The following is a 21,365-nucleotide window of genomic DNA, read 5'->3' as shown; positions in this document are numbered from 1 at the left end:
AGGAGCGGACAGCATGGATTTTTTATCACAATGTACATCAGGTGGCTGTGGGGCAAAAATTGAATCCCGTGTACTGAACCAATTGTTGCAACACTTACCCGAAACACCGGCAAATGAGCGGCTACTCGTCGGATTTGAACATGCCGACGACGCCGCTGTTTACCAAATAACGTCTGAAAAAGCTTTGATTTCAACGGTAGATTTTTTTTCACCAATGGTCAATGATCCGTTATCATTTGGAAAAATTGCGGTCGCTAATGCTTTAAGTGATGTCTATGCCATGGGCGGAACAGTCCTTTATGCGCTAAATCTTGTTTGTTTTCCACAAAAGATGTCAAAAGAATGGTTGGAACAAATGCTCTTGGGTGGCAGCTTAAAATTAAAGGAAGCGGGTGCTTTACTGGCGGGAGGCCATTCGATTTATGACCATGAACCCAAGTATGGTCTAGCGGTAACCGGAGAAGTTCATCCAGAAAATTTGTGGCATAATAATACGCCACAGGTGGGGGATGTCTTGATTTTAACTAAAGCATTAGGTGTAGGAATTATTCAAGCGGCTGTTCGGGGGCAATTGGCGAAGCAGACGGAACAAAAAATCGCACAAGATTCGATGGAACGTTTAAATAAATATGCCGCTGCGAATGCTCGATCCTACGCAGTACATGCTTGTACTGACGTGACTGGGTTTGGTCTATTAATTCATGCAAAAGAAATGGCTGATAATCAGGTAACATTACTGATTGATACAGAAGCATTACCAACCATTACAGGAGCGTTGGCCTACGCCGCAGAATGTTTAGTCACTGCAGCTGGGCAAAGAAACCGCCAAACAATCGGAACGACAATCGATTATTCAAAAATTTCTATGGAAATGCAAGAACTTTTGTTTGATCCACAAACTTCTGGCGGACTGTTAATTAGTGTCGCTGCTGACGAAGCGGCAGCCTGTTTAGCAGCTATTCAAAAAGAGGACCCTGTTGCCAAAATTATTGGCGAGGTTCTGCCAAAAGAACAACAAGCAGTAGTACTTTTATAGAGAGAAGGGCCAAATATGAAATTAGTAGATGCATTGGGGAAACCTTGCCCAATACCTGTGATTGAAACAAAAAAAGCTTTGGCGGAGTTAGGTTTAGCTGGAGGCACTATCGAGGTATTAGTCGATAACGAAGTAGCCATTGAAAATTTAAAAAAATTAGCTACTAAAAAACAGGCCACTTTGACTGCGAAGCAGATAGAAGCCACGGTTTTCTCTGTCAAAATTACGGTACCTGAAGAAGCGACTCAACAAACAAGTCAGTCAGCAACAGATTTAGTAATTACGATTGGCTCCGATCAATTAGGTACTGGAGACGAGCAGCTAGGACGACTATTAATGAAAAGTTATCTTCAATCATTATCAGAAGCAGAAACTGTTCCTACACAGCTATTATTCTTTAATCGAGGGGCGTTTTTAACGAATCAAGCAGCGAATACCTTAGCTGATTTGCAACAATTAGCGGAGAAGGGAACTACGATTCAAACGTGTGGGGCCTGTTTAGATTTTTATCATTTAACAGACACCTTAGCTATCGGCTCTATTACTAATATGTACGAAATTGTTGAAACAATGAATCAAGCGGTTAAAGTAATTACGCTTTAACAAAAAAAGAAGGTGAAAAGATGGAGTATTTGCTAACCTTTCCGAATACACATTATGCTGTTCTAGCAGAACAAGTACTGTTGGCAAGAAAGGTGGCTGTTCGCGTCTTTACTTTGCCACCATCATTGACGGATGGCTGTGGGATCGGTTTACTCATTAATGAAGCGGAAATAACTCACAGTGTATGTTTTTTAGAAGAAGCAAAAGTACGCGTAGCCTCTATTTTTTCTGTGAAAAATGACCTTGGGGAAAGGAGGTACCAACTGTGGAGTCCTTAAAAAAGTGTTTTGATTTACAAGGAAAGGAGATTGTGTCGATTGTTGGTAGTGGTGGGAAAACAAGCTTAATGTGGGCGCTAGCAAAAACATATCGAAAAGAAGCTGTTCTGGTTAGTACAACCACAAAAATTGGGTTTCCCCAACGTCAATTGTATGATTATTTTTATACAAACCATTTTGAAAAAATAACGCCGAATATCTGCGGAATCACTTTAGCAGGAACCGCTGTCAACAACCAAACAAAACTAACGATGCCTGCAATGACCTCGTTTCAAACATTGTTTCAGCACTTCACGAAAGTTTTTTTAGAAGCGGATGGGTCCAAACAACGACCTTTGAAAGGCTGGTCCTCTTATGAACCCGTGATATTAAAAGAAACAACCACCACAATTGGTGTGCTTCCGATTTCTGTGATTGGTCAAAAGATAGATGAAACGACCATTCATCGGTTGCCGCTTTTTTTGGAATTAACCGATGCGCAACTACAAGAACCAATCACAGAAACATTGTTAGCTCAACTGATTGCTCATCCAAAAGGATTGTTTAAAGAGAGCCAAGGCCAACGAATTTTATGTTTAAATCAAACCCATACGCGAAGAGAGTTCGTTCAAGCGATGAATGTCTGTCTTCAGTTACCCAAAAGCTGTTTTGAAAAATTAGACAAAATTATTGCTTGCAATATGGAATTAGAGAAAGGACTTATTTTATGGGAGAAATCAGTCAAAACATCCAAGAAAAATTAGTGATTGTTCGCGGAGGGGGCGATCTAGCGACAGGTGTTATCCAAAAATTATGGCACGTTGGCTTTAAAATACTAGTATTAGAAACAGAATGTCCTCTGGCCATTCGGCGGACTGTTTCAGTTTGTGATGCTATTTTTCAGAAAGAACAAAGAGTGGAAGATTTGGTTGCTGTTCGAATTACTTCATTAAAGGATTGCGCGAAATGTTGGCAGCAAAATAAGCTGCCTGTTTTTGTCGATCAAACAGCAAGTGCTATTCAACAATTGAAACCACTGATTGTTATCGATGCGATTTTGGCTAAGAAAAATTTAGGTACGCATCGAGGAATGGCACCGATTACGATTGCTTTAGGACCAGGCTTTTCAGCACCGCAAGATGTCGATGTTGTGATTGAGACAATGCGTGGCCATAGGTTGGGACGTTTATACTTTGAAGGAACAGCTTTACCTAATACAGGTATTCCAGGTGAAATTGGCGGAAAAAGTGCGGAACGAGTTGTCCATGCTCCTGCTTCAGGACAAGTTACCCACCTTAAAAACATAGGGGATCTCGTGTTGAAAGGGGAAGCATTATTTTTTATCGATCAGGTTCCAGTTTATTCGCCTCTGACAGGGACTTTGAGAGGATTGATTTCAGAAAAGGTAACATGTTATCAAGGGTTGAAGTGTGCAGATGTAGATCCTCGACCAGTTGAGAAAGTCGATTGCTTGACGATCTCCGACAAAGCTCGTGCATTAGGGGGAGCGGTTTTAGAAGCAATTTTTATGATTGGAAGAAGGAAAAACGTTTTATAAAAAAGAACCTAAATAATATTTTTTTTACCTTAAAAATATTGTTAAAAAGGTTTGGAATGTGGTATAGTAAAGACGTAGTAAAAAATACTCTATCTCGAAAGGGGAAGAGTACATACTTAGTTAGATTAGTTTGTGAATAAAATCATTTGTAAAAGTTATTTTTTTAGGAATTAATGTAAGGGGTTACAATTGCATTTGAATGCATTGAAATATTTAGGAAAAAGAAAGGAAATGAATGAAGATGGCACTAGTAAAAATTGTTTATGCAAGTATGACTGGAAACACAGAAGAAATTTCCGAGATTTTGGAAGAACAGTTTCAAGAAGCTGGAGTTGAAGTAGAACGTGAAGAATGTTCAGAAGTTGATGTAGACTTCTTTGATGATGCAGATGCTTGTATTATCGCAACGTATACTTATGGTGATGGGGAACTGCCTTTTGAATTTGAAGATTTCTTTGATGAATTAACTGAGAAGGATTTAGCAGGTAAGCCATTTGGTGTTGTTGGCTCCGGTGATCGTGAATATGGTGAATTTTTCTGTAAATCAGCGCATGATTTTGTAGGAGCTTTTGAAAAAGCTGGTGCTAAAAAAGTAGCTGAAACAGTTGAAATTGAAAACAATGCAGAAGAAGAAGACATCGAAATGCTAAAAACATTTGTTAAAAGTGTCGCCACAACTTTATCTGATAGCGTTGCCTAAGGGTTTAAGAAAGTAGGAGTCAGAATGAAAAGGAACGATGAAGGTAGGTATTTCAATGTTTAATATTCTTCAATCGACTCAATTATCTAGTAATACATTTGATTTTTGGCTGGAAGCGCCAAGAATAGCGACACATGCCCAGGCTGGACAGTTTGTTATTTTAAGAATTGACGAAAAAGGAGAGCGGATCCCTTTAACGATTGCGGAGACAAATCCACAAGCAGGCAGTATTCGAATTATTTTCCAAGTAATCGGTAAGACAACAGCTGCACTTTCCCAACTTAAAACTTCCGACTCTTTGTTAGATGTCACTGGACCTTTAGGTATGCCCACAGAAGTGAAGCAATATGGAACGGTGATGGTTGTCGGTGGCGGGGTTGGTATCGCGGCTATTTATCCAATTATCAAGGCTTTAAAAGAAGCAGGCAACCGAGTGATTACGATTTTGGGAGCACGAACAGCTGAGTTAGTTCTGTTACAAGAAGAATGCCGTCGTTATTCAGATGAGCTAATCATTACAACGGATGATGGTTCATTAGGTAAAAAGGGCTTAGTAACAGAAGCGATGGAAGAAGTTATTGCACGTGAATCTGTAGCGTGCAGTTGGGCGATTGGGCCCAGCATCATGATGAAATTTTGTACCTTGACAGCTGAAAAACATCAATTACCAATTTATGTTTCCTTGAATCCTATTATGATTGACGGAACAGGCATGTGTGGCGGTTGTCGGGTCACTGTTGATGGCACCATGAAATTTGCCTGTGTTGATGGACCTGAGTTTAAAGGCAATGAAGTAAATTGGGATGAATTCATTAATCGAATGAAGCAATATCAGGAAGAAGAAGCAGTTTGCTTTACAGATCGTTTGAAAGAGCAGGTGGAGAAAAATGGCTAGAAAAAGTCGTATAAAAACACCGATTGCGGAACAAGCACCTACTATCAGAAAGAATAATTTTGAAGAGGTTTGCTTAGGCTATACATTAGCAGAAGGGCAAGAAGAAGCGATTCGCTGTTTACAATGTAAAAATGCACCTTGTATTGCTAAATGCCCCGTGATGATTGATATTCCTGGATTTATTTTAGCTATTCGTGAAAGAAACATGGAACAAGCAGCCAATATTTTAAGTAAATATACGAATTTACCTGCTATTTGTGGACGCGTTTGTCCGCAAGAGAAACAATGTGAACAAGTTTGTAAATTAGGGAAAGCCAAAAACTTTGAACCAGTGGCAATTGGCAAATTAGAACGTTTAGTTGCCGATTGGGCATTAGAAAATCACATGTTTCCAAAAAAAACAGCGGAACCAACAAAAGGGAAAATCGCAGTGGTCGGTTCTGGTCCTTCTGGGTTAACAGTTGCGGGGGATTTGGCAAAGCTCGGCTACGAAGTAATTATTTTTGAAGCGCTTCATGAAGCTGGTGGCGTATTAACCTATGGCATACCTGAATTTCGATTACCGAAAAAAATTGTTAAACAAGAAATTGCGAGTATTGAAGCCTTAGGTGTAACAATAGAAACCAATGTGGTAGTAGGTAAAACGATTACGATGGAAGAAATAATGTCAGAGTTTGATGCCTGTTATCTATCGGTTGGTGCAGGGGCACCAAATTTTATGGGAATCCCAGGAACTAGTTTAAATGGGGTTTATTCTTCTAGTGAATTTTTAACACGAATCAATTTAATGCATAGCTATGAGTTTCCAGAATATGATACACCGATTAAACGTGCTAAAAATGTTGTTGTGATTGGCGGCGGGAATGTTGCAATGGATGCCGCTCGTTCAGCCAAACGATTAGGCGCTGAAAATGTGAACATTGTGTATCGTCGTTCGTTAGAAGAATTACCAGCAAGAATTGAAGAATACCACCATTCCCTTGAAGAAGGAATTAACTATTATTGGTTAACGAATCCAATTGCTTATTTAGATGACCAACAAGGAAATCTAGCCGGTGTTGAATGTATCAAAATGGTTTTAGGTGAACCAGATGTGTCTGGAAGACGACGGCCAGAACCGGTTCCAGACAGCACGTTTACCATTCCTGCTGATGCAGTAATCGAGGCAATTGGCCAAGGGGCAAATCGAGTCTTGTTATCAACATATCCAGAAATAGAACTAAACCAATGGGGGTACATTCAAGCTGATCCTAAAACAGGAGCAACCTCAATACCTGGCGTTTTTGCTGGGGGCGATATAGTCACAGGTGCTGCCACCGTTATTTTAGCGATGGGCGCTGGGAAAATCGCAGCTAATGCAATTGATCAGTATGTCAAAACACAAAAAACAACAGTCACAAGCAATGTTTAGGAAAGATAAAAGGTGAAAAAATGAAAAAAACAATGGATGGAAACACCGCAGCGGCTTATATTTCATATGCGTTTACAGAAGTTGCCGCTATTTATCCTATCACACCAAGTTCAACAATGGCTGAGTTGGTAGATGAATGGGCGGAAAGTGGTTTAAAAAATATTTATGGTCAAAAAGTTCAAGTTATTGAAATGCAATCAGAAGCTGGGGCAGCGGGAGTAGTTCATGGTTCGTTAAAAACAGGTGCGTTAACCACTACTTATACTGCTTCACAAGGTTTACTGTTGATGATTCCCAATATGTATAAAATCGCAGGAGAATTGCTGCCTTCTGTGTTCCACGTGGCGGCTCGGGCAGTAACGACAAGTGCGTTGAGTATTTTTGGTGATCATGGCGATGTGATGGCTACCCGCCAAACAGGTTTTTGTATGTTAGCAGAATCGAGTGTTCAAGAAGTGATGGATTTGTCGGCAGTTGCTCATTTAGCTAGCTTAGAAGGTAGTTTACCTTTTGTAAACTTTTTTGATGGTTTTAGAACGAGCCATGAACTACAAAAAATCGAAGTGATTGATTATGATGACCTGAAAGAAATGGTGAATCAGGAAGCTGTAACTCGTTTTAGAATGGGAGGCATGAATCCTAATCATCCCACTGTTTCAGGGACCGCTCAAAATCCTGACATTCATTTTCAACAAAGAGAAACAGTCAATAAAAATTACGAAGAAATGCCAAAAATTGTTCAAAAATACATGAAAAAAATTAACAATCTTCGTGGAACAACGTATGATTTAACCGATTATTACGGGGTTGAAGATGCAACAGAAGTCATTATTTCAATGGGGTCGGCTTCGCCAGTAATCAAACAAACAGTCGACTATCTCAATCAACAAGGACGCAAAGTTGGTTTTATCAATATTCATTTATATCGTCCATTTCCTACCGAAAACCTTCTTGAAAAATTACCAGCTACAGTAGAAAAGGTTGCGGTTTTAGATCGAACAAAAGAATCAGGAGCCGAAGGGGAACCGTTATTGCTAGATGTTCAAAGCGCTCTCTATCAACATGAAAATCGTCCAATTGTGATTGGTGGACGTTATGGGTTAGGTTCTAAAGACGTAGCGCCTAATCAAATTAAAGCGATCTATGACCATTTGTTATTGCCATTTAAAGAATTAAAACAACGCTTTACGGTGGGAATCGTTGATGATGTAACCTATCAATCATTGCCAGAAGAACCTACTTTAGATTTAACGCCAGATACTACCTTCCAAGCAAAATTTTGGGGCTTTGGTTCTGACGGAACTGTGGGAGCAAACAAGCAAGCGATTAAAATTATCGGAGATCATACCGACCTTTATGCACAAGCTTACTTTAGTTATGATTCTAAAAAATCAGGCGGTTTAACCGTTTCGCATCTGCGTTTTGGTAAAGAGCCAATTACTTCCACGTATTTAATTGAACAAGCAGATTTCATCGCTTGTCATAATGCTTCCTATTTGCATAAATACGACTTGTTAAAAGGTTTAAAAGATGGCGGAACGTTTTTACTGAATACTATTTGGGATCAAGAAAAGGTTCATCGTTTATTACCGGCTAAGTTAAAAAAATATATTGGGGAGCACCAAATCAAATTTTATATTATCAATGCGGTTGAGTTAGCTCGCAAAGTAGGCTTAGGCCGTCGGATCAATACAGTGATGTCTACTGCCTTTTTTGAAGTAACAGATATTTTAACGAAAGAGCAATATTTACCGTTACTTAAAGAAGAAGTGAAAAAGACTTATGGAAAAAAATCAATGGAAATTGTTGAAAAAAATTACCAAGCGATTGATGCTACCTTTGAATCGCTGCAAGAAATTGTAGTTCCAGAAGATTGGGCAACCATTGTTTTAGAGCCAGAAAATAAAGAGTCGGAAGCTCCAGCTTTTGTGACAAATATTTTAGAACCGATCAATCGTCAAGAAGGGGATCAGCTGACCGTTTCAGATTTGATTGAAAACGGAATGAAGGGCGGTGCCATTCCTATGGGCACTGCGGCTTATGAAAAACGTGGCATTGCGTTAGAAGTACCTGAGTGGCAAATGGATAAGTGTACGATGTGTAATGAATGTGCCTTTGTTTGTCCACATGCGGCTATTCGACCGTTTTTAGCGGATGAAGAAGAACTGAAAGAAGCACCTGCAGGTTTTGCCATGCGCGAAATGCGTGGCACAGATGGGTTGATGTATCGTATCCAAGTTTCTTTAGAAGACTGTACAGGTTGTGGTCTTTGTGTTCAGGCATGTCCCGTGAAAGACAAGGCGATTTTAATGAAACCTTATGAAACTCAGAAAGAGCAAGCGATGAATTGGGCCTTTGCGATGACTCTTAAACAAAAAGCCAACCCAGTCAAAAAACTTTCTGTTAAAGGTTCCCAATTTAACCAGCCATTGATGGAATTTTCAGGTGCTTGTGAAGGCTGTGGCGAAACACCTTATATTAAGTTGTTGACGCAATTATTTGGTGATCGAATGATGATTGCTAACGCAACAGGCTGTTCATCAATTTGGGGTGGTTCGTCACCGGTGACGCCTTATACAACGAACGAATGTGGCCAAGGACCAGCTTGGAGTAATTCGCTGTTTGAAGATAATGCGGAATATGGTTATGGTATGTATATTGCCAATCGAACGAAACGTCAACATTTAGCTAGTCTGGTTGAAGAAAGTCTTGCTAAAAACGTCGGATCAGATTCACTTCAAGCCTTGTTAAATGATTGGTTGGAACACATGGCTGAAGGGGAAGGAACACAACAGCGAGCCACCAAACTAGCGGCAGCATTAAGTGAAGAAGCCGATGAAGATCCACTTTTAACAAAAATTTACGAACAAAAAGATTTACTAGTGAAAACGAGTCAATGGATTGTCGGCGGCGATGGTTGGGCCTATGATATCGGGTTTAGCGGCATTGATCATGTTCTTGCCAGTGGGGAAGATGTTAATATTTTTGTTATGGATAACGAAGTGTATGCCAATACAGGCGGACAAACATCTAAAGCTACACCAGCTTCAGCCATTGCCAAATTCTCAGCGGGTGGGAAACATACCTCTAAAAAAGATTTAGGGATGATGGCAATCACTTATGGGAATGTCTATGTTGCACAAGTGGCTTTAGGCGCAAACTCAATGCAAACGATTAAAGCAATTGACGAAGCGGAGCGGTACCCAGGCCCATCAATTATCATCGGTTATACCCCATGTATTAATCACGGGGTCAAAGGCGGAATGGTTCGGACGTTAGATCAAGCCAAAGAAGCCGTTGAATCTGGCTATTGGCCACTTTATCGCTATAATCCAGAGTTAGTTAAGAAAGGCAAAGATCCGATGGTCATTGACTACAAGAAAACAGATTTTGACAAAATGCGTGATTTCCTTGAAAAACAAACACGTTACTCTGCGTTGCATACAATTAAACAGAATCAAGAAGTAGTCGAACATTTACTTGATAAAACTAAAGAAGATGCAATTGAACGCTCTGAAAGTTATAACAAACTAGTCACACACATGAAAAAATAAAAAAACAAAGCCTCTTACTTGAGAGGCTTTGTTTTTTTATCCAATAATAATTTTTTCTGAAGGGTATTCGTAGCCTAAGTCACGTGTTTCTTTTGGTACAAAAATCATTAAGGTATAAAGCATACCAATACGTCCAATAAACATTAATAAGGCAATCATTAATTTACCTACTGTTGTTAAATCGTCTGTAATGCCCAAAGAAAGACCGGTTGTCCCAAAGGCAGAAGCGACTTCCACAATGATTGAAATCAAGGGCAGATTTTCAGTGGCTGACAAAAAGACGACAGCGAAAAAGCACATAATCAAAGATAACATGAAGACGACAATCGATTTTTTGACATCATCGTCATCTATTTTACGGCTAAAGACGCTAATATCATCTTCACTTTTTAAAAAGGCTAACAAATACAAGCCAATAATCGCAACAGTCGTTGTTCGAACACCACCACCAACAGAGCTAGGACTACAACCAATAAACATTAACACAGAGAAAATAATCAACGTTGTAATTTGGAAGTCCCCTAAATCATTAATTTGGAGGCCAGCGTTTCGTGTAGTCATCGAATAAAACATCGAACTTACCCAACGGCCACTTTCATTCATTGTCAAAAATAGGTGATCTTTTTCTAATAAGTAAATCAAAATAGTCCCACCAATAAACAGAACAATAAACGCTAGCAAAGCAATTTTACTAAACAATGAGAAGCGGAAAGGCAAGCCTCGTTTCTTCTTACGAAAGTTCTTTTTCTTAAAATGTAACCACTCATGAATTTCCAGTAAAACGGGAAATCCAATCCCGCCGATAAAAATCAAGAACATAATTGCCAGTAAAAAGAGATAATCATGAGCAAAAGGAATAATTGAATCACCTGAAATATCAAAGCCTGAATTAGTCACTGCAGAAATAGCTTGATAAAATCCATAAAATATCGCATCTCGCCAGTTCGTATAATAACCACTTATATAAAAATAAAGCGAAAAGAGCGAGCCGAAGATTACTTGGAACCAAATTAAAATCAAAAAAGTGGTGCGGATCAGTCGAACAATTCCGCTCAGTCGCGGCTGATTCATGTCAGTCATAATTAACTGACGTTGCTTTAATGTGATTCGCCGTTTTGATAAAATAAAAAAGACCGTTGAAATCATCATAATCCCTAAGCCACCAACTTGGAAAAGAACCTCCAATAAGACGATCCCACGATCATTAAAAACCGAATTAATATCGACTGTGGTGAGTCCAGTAACACTGACTGTACTGATTGCTAAGAAAAATAAATCAATAAAAGGAACATGCGAGTCAGGTTCTCTGAAAATAGGGAGGCAAAACAATAAATAAGAAATAACCGTCATTAATATGTAATAAGCGACGATGATTTGAATAGATGAAAAATTTTTGCGAATAAATCGATCGCTTTTTCGCTGTGCCAGCCACAGCAAACGTGTATGGTTCACTAGATAACCTCCCAATTCTAATTAAACTAAGTATACCAAAACTTTTCGCCTCAAACGAATAATTCTGCCAGAAAATCCTTGAAATGACAAATAAAAATAAGAAATTCGTTAGAAATAATTGGAAAACATCCACAAACAAGCGAGAACATGATATTTTATGAAAGAATAGAAAAATAGGTTGTTCCCCAAACAACTTATTAATAATTGGTCAGTTTGTCTAACGATACAACTTTAAAAAGTAGTGGTAGCTTTTTTATTTCGGTTGATATGTGAATGTGTTCACTTTATGTAACAAACTGTTATTTTTATTCAAATGAAAAATAAGAAATTGTGTTGGTAGAAATCAATAGTTTATAAGGTGGGAAAACAATGAAAAAAGTGTTAATGGGAGTTCTTTCCCTAGGGTTATTATTAGGTGCAGCAACAGGTTGTACAAGCGATCAAGAAAAAGCCGCTGGTAAAACAAAAGCGTCTTCTGAAAAAACAGAAGCAACATCTGGTGCCTCTGCTAATGGTTATACAGATCCAAGTGAACTAAAAGACAGTTATGATGTTGTTATTGTTGGTTCAGGTGGTGCGGGGATGACCGCTGCATTACAAGCCAAAGAAGCTGGCATGAATCCAGTTATTTTAGAAAAAATGCCTGTTGCAGGTGGGAATACAATTAAATCGTCTTCAGGAATGAATGCTTCACAAACAAAATTCCAAGAAAAAGAAGGCATTAAAGATAGCAACGATAAATTCTTTGAAGAAACACTAAAAGGCGGTAAAGGAACCAACGATCAAGAATTACTACGTTATTTTGTTGATCATTCAGCTGAAGCAATTGATTGGTTAGATACAAAAGGAATTACATTGAGCAATTTAACGATTACAGGTGGAATGAGCGAAAAACGCACACACCGACCTGCTGACGGATCAGCAATTGGGGGCTATCTAGTTGACGGTTTAGTACGTAACGTTCGCGAAGAAAAAATTCCATTGTTTGTTGATGCTGACGTGACAGACTTAGTTGAAGAAAACGGTCAAATCGATGGCGTAAAAGTGAAAATGAAAGATGATAAAGAAAAAACAGTTAAAGCAAAAGCAGTCGTTGTCACAACAGGTGGTTTCGGTGCCAACGAAAAATTAATTACACAATACAAACCAGAATTGAAAAACTATGTTACAACGAACCAAGAAGGAACAACAGGTGACGGTATCCAAATGATTCAAAAAGTTGGCGGTGCGTTAGTGGATATGAAAGAAATTCAAATTCACCCAACTGTTCAACAAAGCGATGCTTTCTTAATTGGTGAAGCAGTTCGTGGAGAAGGCGCAATCTTGGCTTCTCAAAAAGGAGAACGTTTTGTTAATGAGTTAGATACACGTGACAAAGTTTCTGCAGCAATCAATGCCTTACCAGAAAAATCAGCTTATTTAGTCTTTGACCAAGGCGTTCGCGACCGTGCAAAAGCCATTGATTTCTATGATCAAAAAGGTTTCGTGGAAAAAGGTGAAACGATTGAAGAATTAGCTGAAAAAATTGGCATGCCTGCCGATACATTGAAAGCAACGATTGATACTTGGAACCAAGATGTTAATGCCAAAGATGACAAACAATTTGGCCGGACAACTGGAATGGAAGCTGACTTAAGCACAGCCCCTTACTACGCAATTAAAATTGCACCAGGGATTCACCACACAATGGGTGGCGTGAAAATCAACACGAAAACAGAAGTTTTACGTGAAGATGGCACACCAATTAAAGGTCTATATGCTGCTGGTGAATTAACAGGTGGCTTACATGGTCAAAACCGTATCGGAGGCAATGCAATCGCCGATATTATCATTTATGGTCGTCAAGCAGGTACGCAATCAGCAGAATTTGCCTCTGCTCAAAAATAACTAGCATTAAAAAGTCTGAAATTGTAGTCAAATAACTACAATTTCGGGCTTTTTTATTGCATACTAGCAGGATCATTAGTAGGAGTATAAACAGCCCTGCTAAAATGACTTTGGCGTAGATTCTGTTTTTTTCAGAAAAATGCACGACCATTTTAGCTAAAAATACTGCTTTTTTGCTGAAAATATAGTAAAATACGTAAGGAACTAACGGAAAGGTGTAGTGAACATGGCTCAATTATTTTTCAAGTATGGCGCAATGAATAGTGGTAAAACCATTGAAATCTTAAAAGTAGCACACAATTACGAAGAACAAGACAAACCAGTTGTTTTGATGACCAGTGGACTAGATACACGTGATGGTGTCGGGAAAGTATCCAGTCGCATCGGATTACGCAGAGATGCTATTCCAATTTTTGAAGAAACCAATGTCTTTGACTTGATTAATGATTTGTCTTACAAACCTTTTTGCGTATTAGTCGATGAATGTCAATTTTTAAACAAGCATCATGTCATTGAATTTGCACGAATTGTTGACGAATTAGATATTCCAGTAATGGCATTTGGGCTAAAGAATGATTTTAGAAATGAATTATTTGAAGGCTCAAAGTATTTACTTTTATATGCAGACAAATTAGAAGAATTAAAAACGATTTGCTGGTTCTGTCATAAAAAAGCAACTATGAACTTGCACTATATTGATGGCAAACCCGTTTATGAAGGGGATCAAGTCCAAATTGGTGGGAATGAAGCCTACTATCCTGTTTGTCGCAAACATTATTTTCATCCAAAAACAGTGAATGAAGAACAGTAAGGAGAGACACTATGTACGATCAATTACAATCTATTGAAGATCGCTATGAGGAATTGGGCGAATTATTAAGTGACCCAGCAGTCATTAGCGATACAAAACGTTTCATGGAATTATCGAAAGAAGAAGCTAATACACGTGAGACGGTTGAGGTTTATCGCCGATATAAACAAGTTGTTGAAGGGATTAGCGATGCCGAAGAACTTTTAAGTGAAAACTTAGATGCGGAAATGGCCGAAATGGCGAAAGAAGAACTTTCTGATTTGAAAAAAGAAAAAGAAGTGTTAGAAGACCGCATTAAAATTTTATTATTACCAAAAGACCCAAATGATGATAAAAATATCATCATGGAAATCCGTGGTGCAGCCGGTGGTGATGAAGCCGCACTTTTTGCTGGCGACTTATTTAATATGTACCAAAAATATGCAGAAGCACAAGGGTGGAAAGCGGAAGTTTTAGAAGCGAACGTCACTGGAATCGGTGGATATAAAGAAGTAATTATGATGATTTCAGGAGATAACGTCTTTTCAAAATTAAAATATGAAAGTGGCGCTCACCGCGTGCAACGAGTTCCTTCAACAGAATCACAAGGACGGATTCATACATCGACAGCAACCGTTGTAGTTATGCCGGAAGCGGAAGAAGTCGAAATCGAATTAGCTGATAAAGATATCCGTGTCGATATTTATCATGCAAGTGGCGCTGGTGGACAGCACGTCAATAAAACCGCTTCGGCTGTTCGATTAACCCATTTACCAACAGGAATCGTAGTCGCAATGCAAGATGAACGTTCACAGCTAAAAAACCGTGAAAAAGCAATGAAAGTTTTGCGTGCTCGTGTGTATGACCAAATTCAACAAGAAGCACAAAGTGAATATGATGCTAACCGTAAATCGGCGGTGGGGACCGGAGATCGTTCAGAACGAATCAGAACGTATAACTTCCCGCAAAATCGAGTAACGGATCATCGTATCGGTTTAACCATCCAAAAACTAGACCAGATTCTTGCTGGCAAATTAGATGAAATCATTGATGCATTAGTCTTATATGATCAAACATCGAAATTAGAAGAGATGCAAAATGGCTAAACGTTACTTTGAAGTCCTTAACTGGGCTTCTTCTTTTTTAGAGGCGCAAGGCAAAGAAGGCTACGCTATTCACTATGTTTTTTTAGAACGTAAAGGTTGGGATAAAACGCAGTGGCTCCTGCATATGCAAGAAGAAATGCCCCAAGAAGAAGAGGAACAATTAAAAACGGATTTAGCCCAATTATTGACAGATTACCCAGCACAATATTTACTAGGACAAGCTGAATTTTATGGACATTCCTTTATTGTTAATGAACATACTTTGATTCCTAGGCCAGAAACAGAAGAATTAGTCGAGCGTTGCTTAAAAGCCAATCCAGATACTCCTTTGACGGTCGTGGATGTCGGAACAGGGACAGGTGCCATTGCGATTAGCTTGAAACTGGCACGGCCCAACTGGCGAGTTATTGCCATTGATCTTTCAGAGAAAGCGTTGACTGTCGCTAAACAAAACGCGCAAGCATTAGGTGCTGGCATCGAATTTTATCATGGGAATGGCTTACAGCCAGTTGCTTCTGAAAAAATTGATCTGCTTATTTCTAATCCGCCCTATATTAGTGAACAAGAATGGTATTTAATGGATGCAAGTGTCCGAACGTATGAACCTAAAACCGCTTTATTCGCTGAAAATAACGGTTTGGCTTTATACCAACAATTAATTCATGAAAGTCAAACGATGCTTAAAGCAGACGGTAAAATTTATTTTGAAATAGGGTTTCAACAAGGCGCGGCCCTCCAAGAATTATTGAGCGCCGCCTATCCACAAAAAACAATTAAAATTGAAAAAGATTTATCTGGCAACGATCGCCTCGCGATAGCCGAGTAACTAAGGTTCTTCGTCGCCACTTTTCTAGAAGGAGCGATTTGCAATGGAAACAAAAAAATTAACCAAACAAGAAATAGCCCAAGCAGCAGCAGCCATTCAAGCAGGCGAGTTAGTGGCTTTTCCAACAGAAACTGTTTATGGCTTAGGTGCCGATGCCTTAAATGAAGCGGCAGTAAAAAAAGTTTACCAAGTAAAAGGCCGCCCCAGTGATAATCCATTGATTGTTCATGTGAACAACGTTGAGATGGTCAAAAAATACGTGGCGACCTTACCAGAAGTCGCTACAAAATTGGTGTCTGCCTTTTGGCCGGGACCATTAACTTTAATTTTTAATGTGCCTAGCGATACATTTTCTAAAACAGTAACAGGTGGTTTAGAGACAGTCGCTTTTCGTATGCCAGATAACCAAGCGACCTTAGCTTTGATTGAACAAGCCAATGTTCCGTTGGTCGGACCAAGTGCGAACACTTCTGGCAAGCCTAGTCCAACATCTGCAAAGCATGTTTATCATGATTTGCAGGGGAAAATTGCTGCCATATTAGATGATGGCCCAACGCAGATTGGGGTGGAGTCAACGGTCTTAGATTTAACGGCGGAAGATGGTGTGCCAGTTATTTTACGACCAGGAGCAATTACCAAAGAGCAGTTGGAAAGCATTATTCCCCAAGTGAAAATCGATACACATTTAATTAGCGAAAATGCAGCACCCAAAGCGCCAGGGATGAAATACAAACACTATTCTCCTGATGCGGAAGTTTGGATTATAAGCGGTCAAACAGCAGAATGGCAAGCGGCGATTCAGCAAGCAAAAGAACAACAGGAAAAAATCGGCTTATTTTTAAGTGATGAACAGGCAGCACAACTAGATACAGAAAATGCGTTTGTTTATTCTTATGGTGCAGAAACGGTTGAAAATGCCACAAAAGAACTATTTGCAGGGTTAAGAGCGTTAGATGAGCAAGGAGCTACCACGATTTTTGCGCAAGGATTTGCAGAAACTGGTTTAGGCACTGCTTACATGAATCGCTTGAAAAAATCAGCCAATCAAAAATTTTTTGAAAAATAAGAGGTATTTGTAACGAAGCTGACACAGAAGTATGATACAATCAGACAAAAGAAAACAAAATGGAGTGTTGTTTGAATGGATTACAAAACGTATGACCCAGATTTATGGAATGCAATTGCAAGAGAAGAAGAGCGCCAAGAAAATAACTTGGAACTAATCGCATCTGAGAATGTCGTGTCAAAAGCGGTTATGGCTGCCCAAGGAAGTATTTTAACGAATAAATACGCAGAAGGTTACCCTGGCAAACGGTACTATGGTGGTTGTGAATTTATCGATATCGTAGAAAATTTAGCTATTGATCGTGCCAAAGAATTATTTGGTGCAAAATTCGCGAATGTACAAGCCCATTCAGGTTCTCAAGCCAATACAGCGGCATACCTTTCATTAGTTGAACCAGGTGATACCATTTTGGGGATGGATTTATCAGCTGGTGGTCACTTAACACATGGTTCGCCCGTTAACTTTAGTGGAAAAACCTATAATTTTGTCAGTTATGGAGTGGATCCTTCAACAGAAGTAATCGATTACGATGTCGTGCGAATTTTAGCAAGAGAACATCGTCCAAAATTAATTGTTGCTGGCGCAAGTGCGTATTCACGAACGATTGATTTCAAACGTTTCCGTGAAATCGCTGATGAAGTAGATGCCAAGTTAATGGTTGATATGGCGCATATTGCAGGCTTGGTAGCTTCAGGGTTGCACCCAAATCCAGTTCCGTATGCTGATATCGTAACAAGTACGACCCATAAAACATTGCGTGGTCCTCGTGGTGGTTTAATTTTGACAAATAGCGAAGAATTGGCGAAAAAAGTAAATAGTAGTATTTTCCCAGGCATTCAAGGTGGTCCATTGGAACATGTGATTGCCGGAAAAGCCGCAGCTTTTAAAGAAGCATTGGATCCAAGTTTTGCTGAATATAGTCAGCAAGTGATTGCAAATGCGCAAGCGATGACGAAAGTTTTCAATCAAGCGCCAGAAGCTCGTTTAATTAGTGGGGCAACAGACAACCACTTATTACTGATTGAAGTGACAGGTTTTGGTTTAAATGGAAAAGAAGCAGAAGCTATTTTAGATAGTGTAAATATTACTGTCAATAAAAATTCAATTCCGTTTGAACAATTAAGTCCATTTAAAACAAGTGGTATCCGTATTGGAACGCCTGCGATTACTTCACGTGGTTTTAAAGAAGAAGATGCGGTAGAAGTTGCTAAATTAATCGTTCAAGTCTTAAAAGATCCAGAAAATACAGCAGTTCATGATGAAGTCAAAGCAGCTGTAGCAGCGCTAACTAAAAAATATCCATTATATAACTAACATCAGGGATAGCTGAAGCGCGATTCTCTGTACAAATAAGAGTCGGAGCTTAGGATTTAAGGAATTCAACTTGTGTCCTAGGCTCTTTTGTTTTACAATAAGAAAGAATAAAATAATGAAGGAGAATAGATATGGGAAAATTTCAAGTAATTGATCATCCGCTAATTCAACACAAACTAACAATGATTCGCGAAAAGAACTGTGGGACAAAGGTTTTCCGCGAAGTTGTCAACGAAATTGCTATGTTAATGGCTTATGAAGTATCACGGGATATGCCTTTAGAGGATGTTGTCATCGAAACACCGATGGGTAAATCAACACAAAAAACACTTTCAGGGAAAAAAGTAGCAATTATTCCTATTTTACGTGCCGGCATTGGCATGGTTGATGGGATTTTAGAATTAATTCCAGCAGCGAAAGTTGGACACGTTGGACTTTACCGTGATGAAGAAACATTGCAACCACATGAATACTTCGTGAAATTACCTGAAGACATTGCAAGTCGTCAATTATTTGTTGTTGACCCAATGCTAGCAACAGGTGGTTCCGCAATTATGGCCATCGATTCCTTAAAAGAACGTGGTGCTAGCAACATTAAATTTGTATGTCTAGTGGCCGTTCCAGAAGGTGTGAAAGCTTTACAAGAAGCGCACCCAGATGTAGATATTTATACAGCAGCTTTAGATGAGCGCTTAAACGAAGACGGCTATATCGTTCCTGGTTTAGGGGATGCTGGTGACCGTTTATTCGGAACAAAATAATAACAAAAAACCGTTAGGTAACCGATTATGGTTACTAACGGTTTTCTTTTGCTTAAAGAACTTTTCTAGGTGTATAATAAAAAATAAAAAAACAAAGGAGTAGCTATGAAAAAGAATAAAAAAGTCTTACACGCTATCGCTGTGATTGCTAGTGTGATGTCAGTTTTGATGTATGTTTCATATATTCCACAAATTTATGGAAATTTACATGGGGAAAAAGGCAATCCGACGCAACCATTAGTGGCAATGATTAATTGTATTTTTTGGACGATTCACGGGCTATATGGAGACGATGGAGAAACACGTGATAAGTCCATTATTTTTGCTAATGTTCCTGGAATTATTTTTGGTTTTTTTGCGTTTATTACAGCATTATAGTTTCCGACGAATTGGAAAGTATTCCAATTCTGTACATAAAAAAGAGCGGGGGAAATTTCCCACGCTTGAAGAATTAAATCTTTTTCAATTGTTTGTAATTAATAACAATCACACCATTGCTGTGCACCATTAAGTGATTGTTTTTTTGCGTTTCGTCAATTTCGACGACAGCGGCATTTTTTAATTGTTTCGTAACAACGCCTGTTTGTGGCTGTCCGTGAACAAGAAAAGTAACATGGGTGTCAACGGCGAAATCCTTACCAGCATCCGATGGAACAACAGGAGTAACCATACCATTAAAATTTGACATACAAAAAACCATCCTTTCTTGATATCTCTATTATACCACATTTTCAGAAAAAAGTTTGTAAAGTCGCTATTTGGCTTATTTTAAAGAGATTTTGCATAAATAAATAACAAACAGACTTTACAAATAAAGTAGAAAGTCCTATAATAGATTTGTTTCAGGCCAGCTTAGCTCAGTTGGTAGAGCAACGCACTCGTAACGCGTAGGTCACAGGTTCGATCCCTGCAGCTGGCATCTAAAAAAACAGACAGGCACTACCAGATGGTAGTGCCTGTCTGTTTTTTTAGATAAAATTTTGGATTAGTGCAAATGAAGCAATGCCTACCAGTACAATAAGCAATAAGTTTTTAGTAAGTATTGCGGCTAAAATGGTAGGAAATGAAGCGAATAAATAAGGAAGATTGAGGCTTGGTAAATGCCCAATTCTTTGTTCAAATAAGCTACTAAACCATAAGGCGGACATAATCACAATTGGAACAAAACTTAGATATTCTAATAATTTCTGTGGCAGACTGATTTTTTTTAAAAGTAAAAATGGCAGTATTCTTGAAAGCCAGGTTGCAACGGTACAGCCTAAAATTGTTAAAAAGAGATACTCAGAAGAAGGCATGTTTTATCATCACTCCTATTCCACACCCGATTAACGTGACAACTAAGACAATTAAATTACTGGGAATAAAAATTAGACCAATAGACATCAAACCAAAAGTAATCAGGACCATGATGAGTTGTAAAGCGATTTTCATGGAACGATCACTAATTATCTGCAGATAGAGTAAACCAATGAACATAGCCACGACCGCAAACTCAAGACCTAATGCTTGAGGGTTTGCAATAAAGCGCCCTAGATAGGCACCGATGATCGTCGAAAAAACCCAAGTCGCATAGGAAATCAAATTGGCAGCATTAAACCACTCAAAACTTAAACGTCCTTTGGTGTGGTTTAATTTATTCATTCCTAGTGCAAAACTTTCATCCGTCAGTAAGGTTCCCAACCAGAGATTTTTACCGAGAGATTCGGCTTTAAAGTAAGGCGCAATGGTCATTCCCATAAGAATCATACGCGCATTTACTAAGAAAGTCGCTAACACAATAGATAAGATAGGGCTGCCGCCAGTCAACATACTAACTGTTACAAACTGAGCAGATCCTGCAAAAATAAAAAACGACATCGCACTAACAATAAGAGGGGAAAAACCTGCTGCTTGTCCTACGATACCAAAAGCAATGCCAATACCAATATAGCCAAAAACCGTTGGCAAGGCTTCACGAATGCCAGTGCGTGCATCTAATTGGTGGTTCATTCTCTTTTTTTCCTTCTTTCTGTATAAAATTTAAACACGTGTGTATGAAAATCTAGACCTTCGATAATGAGACACAACGAGCGAATGAGCGTTTTCATTATTAACCACTCCTTTTGAACAACTAAGATATATATTGTATAATACAATAAAGAATACTTTT

Annotated in this window: 21 protein-coding genes and 1 tRNA gene; 18 read left to right on the top strand and 4 right to left on the bottom strand. The window is 38.9% G+C overall.

Annotation, left to right across the window (positions count from 1 at the left end; all coding sequences use genetic code 11):
• Positions 1 to 13 precede the first annotated feature (13 nt).
• The 9 genes from selD (at position 14) to nifJ (ending at position 10,014) form a co-directional block, all read left to right on the top strand.
• Positions 14 to 1,036 (top strand): selenide, water dikinase SelD, encoded by a 1,023-nt coding sequence (gene selD, locus IGK82_RS09875; protein WP_002359657.1) that lies wholly within the window; start codon positions 14 to 16, stop codon positions 1,034 to 1,036.
• A 15-nt stretch (positions 1,037 to 1,051) separates the two neighbouring features.
• Positions 1,052 to 1,639: a sulfurtransferase-like selenium metabolism protein YedF gene (yedF, locus tag IGK82_RS09870; protein WP_016622328.1), complete on the top strand. Its 588-nt coding sequence runs from the start codon at positions 1,052 to 1,054 to the stop codon at positions 1,637 to 1,639.
• Between the two features lie 20 nt (positions 1,640 to 1,659).
• Positions 1,660 to 1,917 (top strand): DUF3343 domain-containing protein, encoded by a 258-nt coding sequence (locus IGK82_RS09865; protein ID WP_002356603.1) that lies wholly within the window; start codon positions 1,660 to 1,662, stop codon positions 1,915 to 1,917.
• Entirely contained in the window at positions 1,905 to 2,660 is a 756-nt protein-coding gene (yqeC, locus tag IGK82_RS09860; RefSeq protein ID WP_002397111.1) for a selenium cofactor biosynthesis protein YqeC, read from the top strand. The genes IGK82_RS09865 and yqeC overlap by 13 nt, the downstream gene beginning before the upstream one ends.
• A complete protein-coding gene (gene yqeB / locus IGK82_RS09855) occupies positions 2,624 to 3,454 on the top strand; it encodes a selenium-dependent molybdenum cofactor biosynthesis protein YqeB (RefSeq protein WP_002379704.1) in 831 nt (276 codons plus the stop codon). The genes yqeC and yqeB overlap by 37 nt, the downstream gene beginning before the upstream one ends.
• A 235-nt stretch (positions 3,455 to 3,689) precedes the next feature.
• On the top strand, positions 3,690 to 4,154 hold the full coding sequence (locus IGK82_RS09850) for a flavodoxin (RefSeq protein ID WP_002382673.1): 465 nt from the start codon (positions 3,690 to 3,692) through the stop codon (positions 4,152 to 4,154).
• Between the two features lie 37 nt (positions 4,155 to 4,191).
• Positions 4,192 to 5,049 (top strand): sulfide/dihydroorotate dehydrogenase-like FAD/NAD-binding protein, encoded by an 858-nt coding sequence (locus IGK82_RS09845; RefSeq protein ID WP_002370486.1) that lies wholly within the window; start codon positions 4,192 to 4,194, stop codon positions 5,047 to 5,049.
• Positions 5,042 to 6,460 carry an NADPH-dependent glutamate synthase gene (gene gltA / locus IGK82_RS09840; RefSeq protein WP_010709828.1) on the top strand — a complete coding sequence of 473 codons (1,419 nt, stop codon included), beginning with the start codon at positions 5,042 to 5,044 and terminating at the stop codon, positions 6,458 to 6,460. Before IGK82_RS09845 ends, gltA begins: the two co-directional genes overlap by 8 nt.
• Before the next feature lie 20 nt (positions 6,461 to 6,480).
• Positions 6,481 to 10,014 (top strand): pyruvate:ferredoxin (flavodoxin) oxidoreductase, encoded by a 3,534-nt coding sequence (gene nifJ, locus IGK82_RS09835; protein ID WP_016622329.1) that lies wholly within the window; start codon positions 6,481 to 6,483, stop codon positions 10,012 to 10,014.
• A 36-nt stretch (positions 10,015 to 10,050) separates the two neighbouring features.
• Here nifJ and IGK82_RS09830 read toward each other — a convergent pair whose 3' ends face one another.
• The gene (locus IGK82_RS09830) at positions 10,051 to 11,466 is read right to left on the bottom strand and encodes a Ktr system potassium uptake protein D (RefSeq protein WP_002385738.1); all 1,416 of its coding nucleotides are present in this window, start codon (positions 11,464 to 11,466) and stop codon (positions 10,051 to 10,053) included.
• A 369-nt stretch (positions 11,467 to 11,835) separates the two neighbouring features.
• Here IGK82_RS09830 and IGK82_RS09825 point away from each other — a divergent pair, with 369 nt between their 5' ends.
• From IGK82_RS09825 to IGK82_RS09790, 8 genes are all read left to right on the top strand, one after another.
• On the top strand, positions 11,836 to 13,353 hold the full coding sequence (locus tag IGK82_RS09825; protein ID WP_002356617.1) for a flavocytochrome c: 1,518 nt from the start codon (positions 11,836 to 11,838) through the stop codon (positions 13,351 to 13,353).
• Positions 13,354 to 13,579: 226 nt separating this feature from the next.
• Positions 13,580 to 14,164 carry a thymidine kinase gene (locus IGK82_RS09820; protein WP_002356618.1) on the top strand — a complete coding sequence of 195 codons (585 nt, stop codon included), beginning with the start codon at positions 13,580 to 13,582 and terminating at the stop codon, positions 14,162 to 14,164.
• An 11-nt stretch (positions 14,165 to 14,175) separates the two neighbouring features.
• Positions 14,176 to 15,249, top strand: coding sequence for a peptide chain release factor 1 (prfA, locus tag IGK82_RS09815; protein ID WP_002356619.1), 1,074 nt, complete (start codon positions 14,176 to 14,178; stop codon positions 15,247 to 15,249).
• Positions 15,242 to 16,075: a peptide chain release factor N(5)-glutamine methyltransferase gene (gene prmC, locus IGK82_RS09810; RefSeq protein ID WP_002407193.1), complete on the top strand. Its 834-nt coding sequence runs from the start codon at positions 15,242 to 15,244 to the stop codon at positions 16,073 to 16,075. Before prfA ends, prmC begins: the two co-directional genes overlap by 8 nt.
• A 43-nt stretch (positions 16,076 to 16,118) precedes the next feature.
• Positions 16,119 to 17,141 carry an L-threonylcarbamoyladenylate synthase gene (locus IGK82_RS09805; protein ID WP_002407192.1) on the top strand — a complete coding sequence of 341 codons (1,023 nt, stop codon included), beginning with the start codon at positions 16,119 to 16,121 and terminating at the stop codon, positions 17,139 to 17,141.
• Positions 17,142 to 17,216: 75 nt separating this feature from the next.
• Positions 17,217 to 18,455 (top strand): serine hydroxymethyltransferase, encoded by a 1,239-nt coding sequence (gene glyA, locus IGK82_RS09800; RefSeq protein WP_002356623.1) that lies wholly within the window; start codon positions 17,217 to 17,219, stop codon positions 18,453 to 18,455.
• Between the two features lie 131 nt (positions 18,456 to 18,586).
• Entirely contained in the window at positions 18,587 to 19,216 is a 630-nt protein-coding gene (upp, locus tag IGK82_RS09795; protein WP_002356624.1) for a uracil phosphoribosyltransferase, read from the top strand.
• Positions 19,217 to 19,321: 105 nt separating this feature from the next.
• Complete coding sequence (locus tag IGK82_RS09790; protein WP_002356625.1) at positions 19,322 to 19,594, top strand: membrane protein; 273 nt, start codon at positions 19,322 to 19,324, stop codon at positions 19,592 to 19,594.
• A gap of 73 nt (positions 19,595 to 19,667) precedes the next feature.
• Here the strand turns inward: IGK82_RS09790 and IGK82_RS09785 are convergent, their stop codons facing one another.
• Positions 19,668 to 19,904, bottom strand: a complete 237-nt coding sequence (locus IGK82_RS09785) for a hypothetical protein (protein ID WP_002381528.1) — start codon at positions 19,902 to 19,904, stop codon at positions 19,668 to 19,670.
• 158 nt (positions 19,905 to 20,062) lie between these two features.
• Here IGK82_RS09785 and IGK82_RS09780 point away from each other — a divergent pair.
• Positions 20,063 to 20,135: transfer RNA gene (locus IGK82_RS09780), tRNA-Thr, on the top strand.
• 49 nt (positions 20,136 to 20,184) lie between these two features.
• Here IGK82_RS09780 and IGK82_RS09775 read toward each other — a convergent pair.
• Positions 20,185 to 20,511 (bottom strand): AzlD domain-containing protein, encoded by a 327-nt coding sequence (locus tag IGK82_RS09775; RefSeq protein ID WP_002362235.1) that lies wholly within the window; start codon positions 20,509 to 20,511, stop codon positions 20,185 to 20,187.
• Entirely contained in the window at positions 20,498 to 21,205 is a 708-nt protein-coding gene (locus IGK82_RS09770) for an AzlC family ABC transporter permease (protein WP_002356628.1), read from the bottom strand. Before IGK82_RS09770 ends, IGK82_RS09775 begins: the two co-directional genes overlap by 14 nt.
• Between the last annotated feature and the right edge of the window lie 160 nt (positions 21,206 to 21,365).

Origin of the sequence: Enterococcus sp. AZ197 (assembly GCF_050556405.1) — a bacterium.
Classification (GTDB): Bacteria; Bacillota; Bacilli; order Lactobacillales; family Enterococcaceae; genus Enterococcus; species Enterococcus faecalis.
The sequence above is the reverse complement of the archived record's forward strand: the minus strand, read 5'-3'. Positions and strand labels throughout refer to the sequence as shown.